The sequence below is a fragment of the Tsuneonella mangrovi genome (assembly GCF_002269345.1).
Taxonomy (GTDB): domain Bacteria; phylum Pseudomonadota; class Alphaproteobacteria; order Sphingomonadales; family Sphingomonadaceae; genus Tsuneonella; species Tsuneonella mangrovi.
This window is the reverse complement of sequence record NZ_CP022889.1, coordinates 37,811-50,954: the sequence shown is the minus strand read 5'-3', so window position 1 is coordinate 50,954 and position 13,144 is coordinate 37,811. Positions and strand designations below refer to the sequence as shown.

Here is a 13,144-nt window from a genome sequence, read left to right as displayed (position 1 = left end):
ATTCAAGCAGCAACCCCTCATGTCCGCTTTCCACCCCATTTCGGACATTAGTGGGTTCGCTAAAGCCTTCCGAGAACGGACATCAGCCTACAAGCTGGAAAAGCTTCACCCGGCCAGCTTCGCCACCAGTTCCCGCGCTGCCGCCGAAACATCCGCCCAGGCATATTCGAACTGCTCTTCGCCGTCGTAGTACGGGTCCTGCACGCTTGCCCCTTCGCGCCCCGGGACGAGGTCGAGTAGCAGCGCCATCTCGGCGGTCGCATCATGCGGCGCGCGGGCGCGGATGTCGGCGAGGTTCTGCGCGTCCATCGCGAAGATGTGGGTGAAGCGACGATAGTCGGCAGCGGCGAGTTGGCGGGCGCGCAGGCCCGAGATGTCCACCCCTGCGGCGAGTGCGACTTCCTGCGCGCGGGCATCGGGTGGATTGCCGACGTGCCAGTTGCCGGTCCCGGCGGAATCGATTTCGACCGTCAGCCCTGCTGCATCCGCCTCGCGGCGAAAGGCGGCTTCGGCGAGCGGGGAGCGGCAGATGTTGCCGAGGCAGACGAACAGCACGGCTGGCCGCCGCGCGCTCATCCGCCGAACGCTTCCTTCAGCTTGTCGAAAAACCCCCGGCTTTCGGGGCATTCCTCGCCGGTCTCGGTCGCGCGGAACTGTTCGAGCAGATCCTTCTGCTCCTTGGTAAGCTTGGTCGGGGTCTCGACCATGATCTCGACCACCAGGTCGCCGCGACCGCGCCCTTGCAGCACTGGCATCCCGCCGCCACGCACGCGCAGCTGCTTGCCCGACTGGATTCCGGCGGGGATCTTCACGGTGTGGCTGTCGCCACCGAGATCGGGGATCTCGAGGCTGTCGCCCAGCGCCGCGGTCGTAAAACTGATCGGGATGCGCGTGACCAGCGTGGTGCCTTCGCGGCTATAGACCGCGTGCGGGCGCACATGGACGAAGATGTAGAGATCGCCCGGAGGCGCACCGCGCGGACCCGCCTCACCCTTGCCCGACAGGCGAATGCGCGTGCCCGTGTCGACCCCCGGAGGAATTTCGACGTCGAGCGCTTGCGGGCGGTCGACCCGCCCTTCCCCGCGGCAATCGCTGCACGGGCTTTCGATCACTTCGCCCCGCCCGTGGCAGTTGGGGCACGGACGCTCGACCACGAAGAAGCCCTGCTTCGCGCGGACCTTGCCCATCCCGCCGCACAGGTTGCACCCGCGCGTGCCGGTGCCGGGCGTCGCGCCCGAACCGTTGCAGGTATCGCAGGTCTGGCTGACCTCGATCTCGATCTGGTTGGTCTTGCCGTGGAACGCCTCTTCCAGCGTCACGTCCATGTCGTAGCGCAAGTCCGCTCCGCGGCGCGGCTGCTGGCGCGCGCCGCCGCCGAAGGCCGATCCGAAGATGGTCTCGAAAATGTCGCCGATATCGCCGAAATCCGCCTGGCCGAAGCCGCCGGCACCGTCTCCGCCGCCCATCCCGCCGTTCTGGAACGCGGCATGGCCATAGCGATCGTAAGCTGCCCGCTTCTGCGGGTCTTTCAGGACTTCGTAGGCGGCGCTGCACGCCTTGAACTTCGCTTCGGCCTCGGTGTCACCCGGATTGCGATCGGGGTGATACTGCATCGCCATCTTGCGATAGGCGGACTTGATCGTCGCGCCATCGGCATCGCGGCTGACCTGCAGCAGTTCGTAGAAATCGATTTCGGCTGATGACATCGCGACCGCCCCCTACTCGCCACCGGCGCTGGTTGCACCGGTGGCGGTCGGGTTATCCATCACTGCAATCAGTTCTTCGCGTCTTCGTCGACTTCGGAGAACTCGGCGTCGACTACGTCGTCGTCCGCGTTCTCGCTTGCGCCTTCTCCACCCGGAGCCGCATCGGCCGCAGCCGCCTGCTCCTTGCTGTAGATTTCCTGGCCCATCTTCATGGCCACTTCTGTCAGCGCCTGCGCCTTGGCGTTGATCGCATCGACGTCGTCGCCCTCGAGCGCGGTCCTGGCTTCGGCGATCGCCGCCTCGACCTGGCCCTTGAGGTCCGCGCTGACCTTGTCGCCATGCTCTTCGAGCTGCTTCTCGGTCGCGTGGACGAGGCTGTCGGCCTGGTTGCGGGCTTCCGCCGCAGCCTTGCGCTTCTTGTCTTCCTCGGCGAACTTCTCGGCGTCCTGCACCATCTGGTCAATATCGGCGTCGGACAGACCTCCCGAAGCCTGGATGCGGATCTGCTGCTCCTTGCCGGTGCCCTTGTCCTTGGCGCTGACGTTGACGATGCCGTTGGCGTCGATGTCGAACACGACCTCGATCTGCGGCACGCCGCGCGGCGCCGGGGGGATGCCGACGAGGTCGAACTGGCCGAGCAGCTTGTTGTCTGCCGCCATCTCGCGCTCGCCCTGGAACACGCGGATCGTCACCGCCTGCTGGTTGTCCTCGGCGGTCGAGTAGACCTGGCTCTTCTTGGTCGGAATCGTCGTGTTGCGGTCGATCATGCGGGTGAACACACCGCCCAGCGTCTCGATACCGAGCGAGAGCGGGGTCACGTCGAGCAGCAGCACATCCTTGACGTCGCCCTGCAGCACGCCGGCCTGGATCGCTGCGCCCATCGCCACGACTTCATCGGGGTTCACGCCGGTGTGCGGCTTCTTGCCGAAGAACTCCTCGACCACTTCGCGCACCTTGGGCATGCGGGTCATGCCGCCTACGAGGACCACTTCGTCCACCCCGCCCTTGTCGATCCCGGCATCGGCGAGCGCCTTCTTGCACGGTTCGAGCGTGCGCTTGACGAGATCGCCGACCAGCTGCTCGAGCTTCGAGCGGGTCAGTGTTTCAACCAGGTGCAGCGGGGTTGTCGCGCCGCCTTCCATGCGCGCGGTGATGAACGGCAGATTGATCTCGGTCTGCTGGCTGGAGCTGAGCTCGATCTTGGCCTTTTCGGCGGCTTCCTTGAGACGCTGAAGAGCGAGCTTGTCGGTCTTCAGATCCATGTTTTCCTTCTTCTTGAACTCGTCCGCGAGGTATTCGACGATCGCGCCGTCGAAATCCTCACCGCCGAGGAAGGTGTCGCCGTTGGTTGACTTCACTTCGAACACGCCGTCGCCGATCTCGAGGATCGAGACGTCGAAGGTGCCGCCACCGAGGTCGTAAACCGCGATGGTCTTGCCGTCTTCCTTCTCGAGGCCGTAGGCGAGCGCGGCAGCAGTCGGCTCGTTGATGATACGCAGCACTTCGAGGCCGGCGATCTGGCCAGCGTCCTTGGTCGCCTGGCGCTGGGCGTCGTTGAAGTATGCGGGAACGGTGATCACCGCCTGGGTGACGGTCTCGCCGAGGTAGCTCTCGGCGGTTTCCTTCATCTTCTGGAGGATGAACGCGCTGATCTGGCTGGGCGAGTAATCTTCGCCTCCGGCCTTGACCCACGCATCGCCGTTCTTGCCCTTGACGATGGTGTAGGGAACCAGCTCGGTATCCTTCTTGGTCACCGGATCGTCGAACCGGCGGCCGATCAGGCGCTTCACCGCGAACACGGTGTTGTCGGGGTTGGTAACGGCCTGGCGCTTCGCCGGCTGGCCGATCAGCCGCTCGCCATCCTTGGTGAACGCGACGATCGACGGCGTGGTGCGCGCACCTTCCGAATTCTCGATGACTTTGGGTTTGCCCCCATCCATCACGGCAACGCACGAGTTGGTGGTGCCGAGGTCGATACCGATAACTTTGGCCATGGTTTCCCTATTCATTTCCTAGTGTTGGACACCGCCAGCTGACCCCCTTCGAAACAAGCAGGGCCGTTCGGCAGCTCAGAGTATGACCGCGATATAGGAGCGCTTTCCCTTGGCACAAGGGACGTGGAACGCTACGTTTCACGCCAAGACAGAACAGGGAAGGATCGCGCATGAACAAGTCGCTTTTCGCAGCCGCGCTGCTGGCCGGCACTCTGGGGCTCTCGGCATGTGGTCAGTCGGCAGACAAGGCGCCTGTAGCCGCCCCCTCCGGCATTCCCGGGATGACCGTCAGTGATGCCCGGATGGTGCTCAATGCCGTGCCCGGCAACCCGGCGGCGGTCTATTTCAATCTCGACTATGAAGGCGACGATAATCTCGCGCTCAGCCGGGGTTCGGTGAAGGGCGCGACCAAGTCGATGTTCCACGATTACGGCATGTACCAGGGCAGAATGCAGATGATGGACATGTTGCCCGTGCCGATGAGCAAGGGAACCAAGCTCGAATTCAAGCCCGGCGGCAGGCACCTGATGGTGATGGACCCGCCCAAGGACTTGAAGCCCGGCGACACCGCGCAAGTGACGATTGTCGTCTCGGGCGGGACCAGCCAGACTTTTCCCGCCAAGGTCGAAGCGGCCGGTTCCGAAAGCTGACGTGGGCGAAGGCGGGCGCGCCCTGCATACCTGCCCGGCGGGCGGCGAGCGCGCGCTCACCGCTGGCGAGATCGAGCTGGCGCGCAGTGTGTTCGGCACCGCGATCGGCTACGCACAGGTGACGATCAGGCGGCGCAAGTGGTTTCCCCTCCAGCCGCGCCGGATCACGATGGCACCGTGCGGCCACCTGCACTTCCATCCCCGCGGCGAGGCCTATTGCGACGATTTCGCGAAGGCCGATTTTCGCGCGCAGGGTCTGTTCATCCACGAGATGACGCACGTGTGGCAGGCGCAGTCGCGCGGCAAATGGTACCTGCCGCTCCATCGCCACCCGTTCTGCCGCTACGACTACGCCCTGCGGCCGGGATGGAGCCTCGAACGCTACGGCATCGAACAACAGGCCGAGATCGTGAAACACGCGTTCTGGATGCGGAACGGGGTCGAGATTGCCGGTGTGTCCGATCCGGCAGCCTACAACCTGCTGGTGCGGTTCCCGGGGACCGGATAATTCGCAAGGCTTGAGCAATCCGGTTGCACTTGATACCACCCTCCTCGTCCGGGCGGCCCAACCCGCGCCCGGCCAATGGTTCACAAAAATGGAGCTCCAAGACTACGGTATGAGCCGCGAGCGCGGCTACCTTTCGCATTACGAGATCGACTCGATCACTCTCCCCAGCCAGTTCGACGCGGTGACCCAAGCCGCCGGAAACCTCTCCGGCCTGCTCTCATCGGGCCGCGTGCGCCACTGGCTCGACCAGCTGCCCGATCCTCGGCTGGAGGAATGGGCCAAGGAAGCGCCGGACGAAGAAGTCCGCACCGCGATGGTCCACTACAGCTTCCTGGTGCAAAGCTACGTCTGGGGCGAACCGACCGCGCCCAAGCACCTTCCCGCCAACCTTGCTCGCCCGATGGTGGCGATCTCCGACCGGCTCGGCCAGGCACCGCTGCTGCCCTATTCGGGCTACGTGCTCGACAACTGGGCGCGGATCGACAAGGCGGGCCCCATCACGCTCGACAACATCGCCATGGTCCAGAACTTCGTCGGCGGCGACGACGAAAACTGGTTCGTGATGATCCACGTCGCGATCGAGGCCGAAGCGGGCGTGCTGCTCGACAACGCAGCCAAGCTGGTGACGATTGCAAAAAATGGCGACGAGGCCGAAGCCGAGCGCCTGCTGGTCGAAATGGACGCCGCGTGGGAGCGGATCTACGGCCACTTTGCGCGGATGGGCGAACGGTGCGATCCGTACATCTACTTCCATCGCGTTCGCCCCTACATCCACGGCTGGGCGAACAACCCGGCGTTCCCGGCGGGCGGCCTGGTCTATGAAGGCGTCGACAAGCTCGGCGGCAAGCCGCAGGCGCTGCGCGGGCAGACCGGCAGCCAGTCGAGCATCGTCCCGGCGATGGACGCGCTGTTCCAGGTCGGCCACAGCGACGATCCGCTCAAGTCGTTCCTCGACGAACTGCATCACTATCGCCCGGTCCAGCATCGGCGCTTCATCGAAGACCTTGCCGCACAATCGACGCTGCGGACATTTGTCGAGGCAAGTGGCAGCCGGTCGCTCAAGGATGCGTTCAACGCTTGCGTCCAGCAGGCCGCGCGCTTCCGCACCCGGCATCTCGAATACGCCGCAAGCTACATCAACAAGCAGATGAGCACCGGCTCGGGCAACGATCCCGACGTCGGCACCGGCGGTACGCCGTTTATGAAATACCTCAAGAAGCACCGCGACGAAAACCGCGAGCAGGTGGTGGCCTAAGCCGCTTTAATCGCGAGAACGCAAAAGGGCCGCCCCATCAGGCGGCCCTTTTCATGTTTGTGGCTGGAAGAGTGGAAGGGAGTTTGGAAATTCCGATGCTAGTTTGCCTTGTCCACGATTAGGACCAACGTTTCACTTCAGGAGAAGGCAACACGTTGTCCAAAGCATGAATCTCGCGATCATCGGTCAAAATCTTGCGCAGCCGCTCGGTTGCGACCGAGGCGACCGACACAACGCCTTGCCAAACAGGATCGTCCAGAATGAAAGCATGCGCGTAAACATCGTCCGCACTGTATTCTTTCAAAGCCAAGTGAACTGACCACAAGATATCTCGTTCATTTTCACTCAAAACACCGTCGTTGATGTGCTTTCGAAACGGTGCGTCTGGCGCATCACGATTGTCTGAATCATAGCTGCCCCAAGACGCATCATAGAAACACTCAAAGAATTCGACGAACGAATAAGCCGGATTCTCCATTTCGGGATCGAGCCATGTTGCCCGTTGGAAGCCCAGATCACCGAGGGCAGATACCGCATTGAAAATCTGAATTCGCCAACTGCTGATTTCCGCAGCGGTCGGCTCGCCTTCGGTCACCAATTTAGTCCGGCTTCTTCGCCACCCCGACCATCGCCGGGCGTAGCAAGCGGTCGCGGATCATCCAGCCGCTCTGCATTTCCTGCACCACGGTGCCGGGCTCGGCCTCGGTTGTGGGGATTTCCATCATCGCCTGGTGCTGGTTGGGGTCGAGCGGCAGGCCCTTGGAAGCGATCCGGCTGATGCCGTGCTGGGCAAACACCTTCTCGACTTCGCGCTGGGTCGCTTCAATCCCGGCCACGAGGCCTTTCATCGCGTCGTCTTCGCGCATCGACTGCGGGATAGATTCGATTGCGCGGGCAAGGTTGTCCGCCACGCTCAGGATGTCGCGGGCAAAGCCGGTCGCGGCGTAGGCGCGCGCGTCAGCGATGTCCTTCTCCATCCGTCGGCGCACGTTCTGCGTTTCCGCCTTGGCGTAGAGCACTTCCTGCTTTGCCGCCTCGAGATCGTCCTTCAGGCGACCGAGCGCGAGATCGAGCGAAGAGGTCTCCTCCTCCGCCGTCGCTGCGTCGTCCCTGTCGAGGAATTCCTCGGGCACGCCGTCGAGTTCCTTTTCCACTTCCGCATCCTGCGGCTTGGTCTTGTCGTTCTGCATATCGTCCAAAATCGTCCAGCTATCCGATGAGCTTGCCCAGAGAACGGGCTGTGAAGTCCACGATGGGGACGACCCGCGCGTAATTCAACCGCGTCGGGCCAATCACCCCGAGCACGCCGACCACCCGGCCCTCGCGGTCGCGATAGGGCGAGGCGATAACCGACGAACCGCTCAATGCAAACAGCCGGTTCTCGCTGCCGATGAATATCCGGGCGGCTTGCGCGTCGCGGGCGGATTCGAGCAATTCGGCGACCGATTGCTTGCTTTCGAGGTCGTCGAGCAATTGGCGCACCCGTTCGATGTCGTCGAGCGCGGCTTCGTCGAGCAGGTTTGCCGCACCGCGCACGATCAGCACCGGGCGGCGCGCGGCATCCTCGCTCCACACCGCAAGCCCGCGCGTGACGAGGTCGCGACTCGCGGCGTCAAGCTGACTCTGGCCCGCTGCAAGCTCGGCCTGCATCGCCTTGGACGCTTCGGCAAGGGTCCGCCCGGAAAGGCGCGCGGTGATGTAATTGCTCGCCGCTTCGAGCGCAGATGCGGTGGCCGGTCCGGGCAATTCGACAACCCGGTTCTCTACCGCACCGTCCTCACCGACGAGCACCGCCAGCGCGCGGTCGGGCGAGAGCGGCACGAGGCTCAGCTGCGCAAGGCGCGGTTCGCGGCGCGGGACCATCACCATCCCGGCAGCCCCGGAAATGTCCGACAGGATCGCACTGGTCGCCTCGAGCGCCGCTTCGATCGGGCCGGGCTCGGACAGGCGGCGCTCGATCGCTTTGCGCTCGGCCGCCGTTGGCTCCGCCACTTGCATCATCCCGTCGACGAACAGCCGCAAGCCGCCTTCGGTCGGCATCCGCCCCGCGCTGGTATGCGGCGCGGCGAGCAGGCCCAGCCCCTCCAGCTCCGCCAGCACCGAGCGGATCGAGGCGGGCGAGAGGTTCACCGCGTCGGATGCGGAGAGCGTTTTCGATCCCACCGGCTGTCCGGTGCTCAAATAGCCTTCCACCACGAGACGGAAAATCTCGCGGGCGCGGATCGACAATTCGGAGATCGGCGGCGTAGGCATTGCCCCCCTTATCTAAAGCCTGCCCTTGCAGCCTCAAGGGGCAAGCGCCTAACGCCCGTGCGACGACTCATCAAAAGGAATACTCATGCGACCTTCCGGCCGTGCGCCCGACGAAATGCGCGCCATCGCGATCGAAACCGACTTTACCAAGCACGCCGAAGGCTCGTGCCTGATCAGCTTCGGCGATACCCGGGTGCTGTGCACAGCTAGCGTCGAGGAACGCATTCCGCCGTGGCTGCGCGGCAAGGGCGAAGGCTGGGTGACCGGCGAATACTCGATGCTCCCACGCGCCACGCACACCCGCGGCCAGCGCGAAGCCGCGCGCGGCAAGCAGAGCGGTAGAACGCAGGAAATTCAGCGTCTTATTGGGCGTTCCTTACGCGCCGTGGTCGATCTGAAGAAGCTCGGCGAGCGCCAGATCACGCTCGATTGCGACGTAATCCAGGCCGACGGCGGCACCCGCACCGCCTCGATCAGCGGCGCGTGGATCGCGCTGCGGCTGGCGGTGAACAAGCTGATGGAAAGCGGCGCGATCGCCGAAGACCCGATCACCGGCAAGATCGCAGCGATCAGCTGCGGGATTTTCAACGGTACCCCCGTGCTCGACCTCGACTATGCCGAGGACTCGAGCGCCGATGCCGACGCTAACTTCGTACTGATCGAAGGCGGCCAGATCGCCGAAGTGCAGGCCACCGCCGAAGGCGCGACCTACGACGAGGAAGGCCTGCTGCGCCTGCTGCGACTCGCCCAGATCGGCTGCGGGCAGGTGTTCAAGGCGCAGGACGCCGCCACCAAATGACCCGCCGCATCGGCTCCGGATCGCTGGTGATCGCGACCCACAACGCGGGCAAGCTGAAGGAGATTTCCGCCTTGCTCGCGCCCTATGGGGTCAAGTGTCTCAGCGCCGGGGCGCTCGGCCTGCCGGAGCCGCCTGAAACCGGCACCACCTTCATCGAGAACGCACTGATCAAGGCACGCGCGGCGGCAGAGGCATCAGGGCTTGCAGCGCTTGCAGATGATAGCGGGCTTTCGGTTGCAGCGCTCGACGGCCGACCCGGGGTCTACACCGCCGACTGGGCCGAGCGGCAATGGTTCGAAGGCGAGCCGGGCCGCGACTGGTATATGGCGATGGGCAAGGTCGAGGGGATGTTGCAGGCGAAGGGGCCGGAGGTTGCGCGCAACGCGTGGTTTTCGTGCGTGCTGGCGCTGGCATGGCCCGACGGCGAACACGCAATCTACGAAGGGCGGATCGACGGCACCCTGACCTGGCCGCCGCGCGGGACGCTGGGTTTCGGCTACGACCCAGTGTTCGTGCCCCAAGGACGTGACCAGACCTTTGCCGAGATCGACCCGGAGGAGAAGCACCGCATCAGCCACCGCGCCGATGCGTTCGCCAAGCTCGTGACGGACCAGTTCGGGGCCTAACCCGCTTCTGCAGCGTCTTGCAGTTTCGCCGCTTCGGCGATCGCGCGGTGGAAGTCCTTGACGGCTTGCGCTTCATCGCCGCCCCAGACTGCGTGCGACACGGCGAGGAAGTCCGCCCCCGCCTGCACGAGCGGCCCGCAATTTTCGGGCGCAATCCCGCCGATCGCCACGCACGGCAGCTCGACCATTTCCTGCCACCAGGTGAGCAGCTCAAGATCGGGGCGATGCTCGCTTGCCTTGGTGCTCGATGGGAAGAAGCTCCCGAACGCGACGTAATCCGCGCCCGTCTCGCCCGCTTCGAGCGCCAAGTGGCGGCTGGCGTGGCAGGTCACCCCGATCTGCGCTTCCCGGCCCAGTTCTTCGCGCGCCATTTTCACGTCGCCATCGCCCTGCCCCAGGTGCACCCCGTCAGCCCGAAGGCGCTTGGCGAGCGAGATCGAGTCGTTGACGATAAACGCGCAGTCGCGCGCCGCGCAGATATCCTGCAGCGGTCCGGCGAGCGCTGCCGCGGCGTGCTCGTCGATATCCTTCACGCGGAACTGGAACGCCGCGACTTCACCCGCCGCGAGCGCCCGTTCGAGCCGGTCGGGAAACGCACCGCCGACATCGAGCGGCGAGATTAGGTAGAGCTGGCAGTCGGTCATGCGCGGCTAGGTAGTCGCTTGCAGCGCGCGCGTCACCCCGCCTTGAACAGGACGGTAGGCGCGATCAGGCGACCGATGCGGCGTGGATCTGGTCCATCGCCCCGCCCAGCGTTGCGTCGAATTCGTCGTCGCTCTGTTGCGCGCGCAAATCCTGCAGCAGGCCGCGGCTGAAGCTGGCGATCATGCCGCAATTCTGCGCCAGCTTGTCGCACGCTTCCTCGGTCGAATAGCCACCCGAGAGCGCCACCACGCGCAGCACCTTGGGGTGCGCGATCAGCGGCGCATAGAGGTTCGGCTCGACCGGGATCGATAGCTTGAAGATCACCTGCTGGCCTTCAGGCAAGGCGTCGAGCCCATTCATGAGGTCAGCCAGCAGAAGCTTCTCGCCTTCAGCGCGATCGGCGGCGTGGATATCGTATTCCGGCTCGAGCATCGGCACGAGACCAGTCGACAGGATCCGCGCGCCCTCGGCGAACTGCTGGTCCACGATCTGGCGGATGCCGACCGGGTTGGCCGACTTGATCACCGAGCGCATCTTGGTGCCGAATACGCCGAGCGCCCTGGCGCGGTTGCACAAGTCTTCGAGGCCCGGATTGGGCTTCATCAGCTGGACGCCGTTCGCTTCGTCCTCCAGCCCCTTGTCGACCTTGATGAACGGAACGATGCCGCGTTCGGCCAGCCGCGCGGGCACGGGCTTGCCGCCACTCATGCCGTCCATCGTCTTTTCGAACAGGATCGCGCCGATCACCTTGCCGTTGCCGAAGCAGGGGCTTTCGATGATCCGGGTGCGCATTTCGTGGATCGCGGCGAACATCTCGTCATCGCCGTTCCACGCGCCGTCGGCGATGCCATAGCCGCGCAGCGCCTTGGGGGTCGAACCACCCGATTGGTCGAGCGCAGCGATAAAGCCTTGCCCGTTGGCGATCCGGTCGGACATTTCCTGCTGGTTCATGCGGCGAGTTCCCCGTCTCTCAATTTGCGTGCATACGAATGCACGATCCGTGTGGCGCGCCCCTTAGCCATGGATCGCGCGGATCGCAACCGCAGTCAGGGGCGTTTGCCCACTTTGCGGATGATGCCGTTGAAGGTCAGCGCCGGAACGCCGTCTGCAGTGACCATCCCGCGCACGAAAACGGTCTTGCCGCCGCCGCGAGTCACTTCGCCGCGCGCTTCAACCAGCTGCCCGACGTTGACCGAAGCAAGGAAGTCTCCGGCCAGTTGCAGGGTCACGCCGCGGCTGTCGGCCATCTCGTCGGTCGCGATCGTGAATAAAGCCGAATCCGCGAAAGTCATCAGGCAGCCGCCGTGCATGAAGCCCGCACCGTTCATGTGGCGCTGCTCGGCACGGAAGGCGGCGACCATCGAGCCATCTGCCTCGCGCCTTTCGTAGAACGGCCCGGCGCGCTGCTCGAACGCATCGCCCGCCCAGGTCTTCCACCCTGCCCATTCGCCTTCGGGAATATCGGCGAGCGAACTGCCCGCGCCGATGACTGTCGGTTCCTCGCTCATGCCTCGAGCGCCGCCACGCCCGGCAGGACCTTGCCCTCCATCCACTCGAGGAACGCGCCCCCGGCGGTGGAGATGTAGCTGAAATCGCCCGCGACGCCCGCGTGGTTGAGCGCCGCGACGGTATCGCCGCCGCCAGCGACCGAAACCAGCGAACCCTCGGCGGTCAGCGCGGCGGCGGTCCTGGCCAGCGCAACGGTAGCAGCGTCGAACGGCGGGGTCTCGAACGCGCCAAGCGGGCCGTTCCACACCAGCGTGCGGCAGGTCTTGAGCACGTCGCCCAATGCCTCGACCGCGAGCGGGCCGATATCGAGGATCATCTCGTCGGCAGCGACTTCGTGGACGTTGCAGGTCCGCACGCACGGCGGGTTGGGTGCGAATTCTTTCGCCACCACCACGTCGTAGGGCAAGTGGACGGTGCAGCCTGCTTCATCGGCCTTGTCAAGGATCGCGATCGCCGTTTCGGTCAGGTCGTGCTCGCACAGGCTCTTGCCGACATCGACCCCGCGCGCGGCAAGGAAGGTGTTGGCCATGCCCCCGCCGATGATCAGGTGCTGCACTTTACCGACGAGGTTTTCGAGCACCGCCAGCTTGGACGACACCTTGGCCCCGCCAACCACCGCGGCAACCGGTGTCTCCGGATTGCCGAGCGCGGCGTTGAGCGCGGTCAGTTCCTTCTCCATCGCTCGGCCGGCGCAGGCGGGCAGCAGGTGCGCGAGCCCTTCGGTGCTGGCGTGGGCACGGTGCGCGGCGGAGAAGGCATCGTTGACGTAGAGATCGCCGTTTGCGGCAATCGCCTTCGTGAACTCGGGATCGTTGGCTTCCTCACCCGGCCAGAAGCGGGTGTTTTCCAGCAAGCCGATATCGCCGTCGCGCAGGATCCCGATCGCCTGCTCGACGACCGGGCCGGACAACTCGGGAATGAACATGATTTCACGGTCGAGCACGCGCTCCACATCGCCCTGGACCAGGCTGGTGCTCATCGTCGAATGTCGCTGCCCCTTGGGGCGGCCAAAGTGCGCCAGCAGCAGCACCTTGGCGCCCTTGTCGGCCAGTTCGAGGATCGTCGGCGCGCTCGCCTCCACCCGCGTCAGGTCGGTCGCCCGGCCATCCTTCATCGGCAGGTTGAGGTCGACGCGCACCAGCGCGACCTTGCCTTTTACATCACCGACATCGTCGAGGGTCTTGAACGCGGCCATGTTC

Annotated in this window: 15 protein-coding genes; 5 read left to right on the top strand and 10 right to left on the bottom strand. The window is 64.7% G+C overall.

What is annotated here, in order from left to right; genetic code table 11:
• Positions 1-105: 105 nt before the first annotated feature.
• The 3 genes from CJO11_RS00245 to dnaK all read right to left on the bottom strand — a co-directional run bounded on the left by CJO11_RS00245 (position 106) and on the right by dnaK (position 3,700).
• On the bottom strand, positions 106-576 hold the full coding sequence (locus CJO11_RS00245) for a low molecular weight protein-tyrosine-phosphatase (protein WP_095010898.1): 471 nt from the start codon (positions 574-576) through the stop codon (positions 106-108).
• Positions 573-1,706: a molecular chaperone DnaJ gene (gene dnaJ / locus CJO11_RS00240; protein WP_095010897.1), complete on the bottom strand. Its 1,134-nt coding sequence runs from the start codon at positions 1,704-1,706 to the stop codon at positions 573-575. Before dnaJ ends, CJO11_RS00245 begins: the two co-directional genes overlap by 4 nt.
• 68 nt (positions 1,707-1,774) lie before the next feature.
• Positions 1,775-3,700 carry a molecular chaperone DnaK gene (gene dnaK / locus CJO11_RS00235; protein ID WP_095010896.1) on the bottom strand — a complete coding sequence of 642 codons (1,926 nt, stop codon included), beginning with the start codon at positions 3,698-3,700 and terminating at the stop codon, positions 1,775-1,777.
• Between the two features lie 170 nt (positions 3,701-3,870).
• Here dnaK and CJO11_RS00230 point away from each other — a divergent pair, with 170 nt between their 5' ends.
• From CJO11_RS00230 to CJO11_RS00220, 3 genes are all read left to right on the top strand, one after another.
• Positions 3,871-4,350, top strand: coding sequence for a copper chaperone PCu(A)C (locus tag CJO11_RS00230; protein ID WP_095010895.1), 480 nt, complete (start codon positions 3,871-3,873; stop codon positions 4,348-4,350).
• A gap of 1 nt (position 4,351) precedes the next feature.
• Entirely contained in the window at positions 4,352-4,858 is a 507-nt protein-coding gene (locus CJO11_RS00225; protein ID WP_240504504.1) for a vgr related protein, read from the top strand.
• A gap of 88 nt (positions 4,859-4,946) precedes the next feature.
• The gene (locus tag CJO11_RS00220) at positions 4,947-6,113 is read left to right on the top strand and encodes a PrnB family protein (RefSeq protein ID WP_095010894.1); all 1,167 of its coding nucleotides are present in this window, start codon (positions 4,947-4,949) and stop codon (positions 6,111-6,113) included.
• Between the two features lie 118 nt (positions 6,114-6,231).
• On the opposite strand, the gene CJO11_RS00215 is transcribed toward CJO11_RS00220, so the two are convergent.
• Genes CJO11_RS00215 through hrcA form a run of 3 tightly spaced genes read right to left on the bottom strand, consistent with a single transcriptional unit; the run spans position 6,232 to position 8,366 of the window.
• Entirely contained in the window at positions 6,232-6,708 is a 477-nt protein-coding gene (locus CJO11_RS00215; RefSeq protein ID WP_150124943.1) for a hypothetical protein, read from the bottom strand.
• Positions 6,709-6,712: 4 nt separating this feature from the next.
• Positions 6,713-7,303 carry a nucleotide exchange factor GrpE gene (locus tag CJO11_RS00210; RefSeq protein WP_095010892.1) on the bottom strand — a complete coding sequence of 197 codons (591 nt, stop codon included), beginning with the start codon at positions 7,301-7,303 and terminating at the stop codon, positions 6,713-6,715.
• A gap of 19 nt (positions 7,304-7,322) precedes the next feature.
• Entirely contained in the window at positions 7,323-8,366 is a 1,044-nt protein-coding gene (gene hrcA, locus CJO11_RS00205) for a heat-inducible transcriptional repressor HrcA (protein WP_095010891.1), read from the bottom strand.
• Between the two features lie 85 nt (positions 8,367-8,451).
• On the opposite strand from hrcA, the gene rph reads away from it, so the two are divergent.
• Together rph and rdgB are read left to right on the top strand one after the other, a co-directional pair.
• Complete coding sequence (rph, locus tag CJO11_RS00200) at positions 8,452-9,165, top strand: ribonuclease PH (RefSeq protein WP_095010890.1); 714 nt, start codon at positions 8,452-8,454, stop codon at positions 9,163-9,165.
• Positions 9,162-9,791 carry an RdgB/HAM1 family non-canonical purine NTP pyrophosphatase gene (rdgB, locus tag CJO11_RS00195; protein ID WP_095010889.1) on the top strand — a complete coding sequence of 210 codons (630 nt, stop codon included), beginning with the start codon at positions 9,162-9,164 and terminating at the stop codon, positions 9,789-9,791. Before rph ends, rdgB begins: the two co-directional genes overlap by 4 nt.
• On the opposite strand, the gene thiE is transcribed toward rdgB, so the two are convergent.
• The 4 genes from thiE to CJO11_RS00175 all read right to left on the bottom strand — a co-directional run bounded on the left by thiE (position 9,788) and on the right by CJO11_RS00175 (position 13,140).
• Positions 9,788-10,435 (bottom strand): thiamine phosphate synthase, encoded by a 648-nt coding sequence (gene thiE, locus CJO11_RS00190; RefSeq protein WP_095010888.1) that lies wholly within the window; start codon positions 10,433-10,435, stop codon positions 9,788-9,790. The two genes, rdgB and thiE, sit on opposite strands and share 4 nt — an antisense overlap.
• A gap of 64 nt (positions 10,436-10,499) precedes the next feature.
• Complete coding sequence (locus CJO11_RS00185; protein WP_095010887.1) at positions 10,500-11,387, bottom strand: fructose bisphosphate aldolase; 888 nt, start codon at positions 11,385-11,387, stop codon at positions 10,500-10,502.
• A gap of 95 nt (positions 11,388-11,482) precedes the next feature.
• Positions 11,483-11,944, bottom strand: coding sequence for a PaaI family thioesterase (locus CJO11_RS00180; RefSeq protein ID WP_095010886.1), 462 nt, complete (start codon positions 11,942-11,944; stop codon positions 11,483-11,485).
• Positions 11,941-13,140 carry a phosphoglycerate kinase gene (locus tag CJO11_RS00175; protein WP_095010885.1) on the bottom strand — a complete coding sequence of 400 codons (1,200 nt, stop codon included), beginning with the start codon at positions 13,138-13,140 and terminating at the stop codon, positions 11,941-11,943. The genes CJO11_RS00180 and CJO11_RS00175 overlap by 4 nt, the downstream gene beginning before the upstream one ends.
• Between the last annotated feature and the right edge of the window lie 4 nt (positions 13,141-13,144).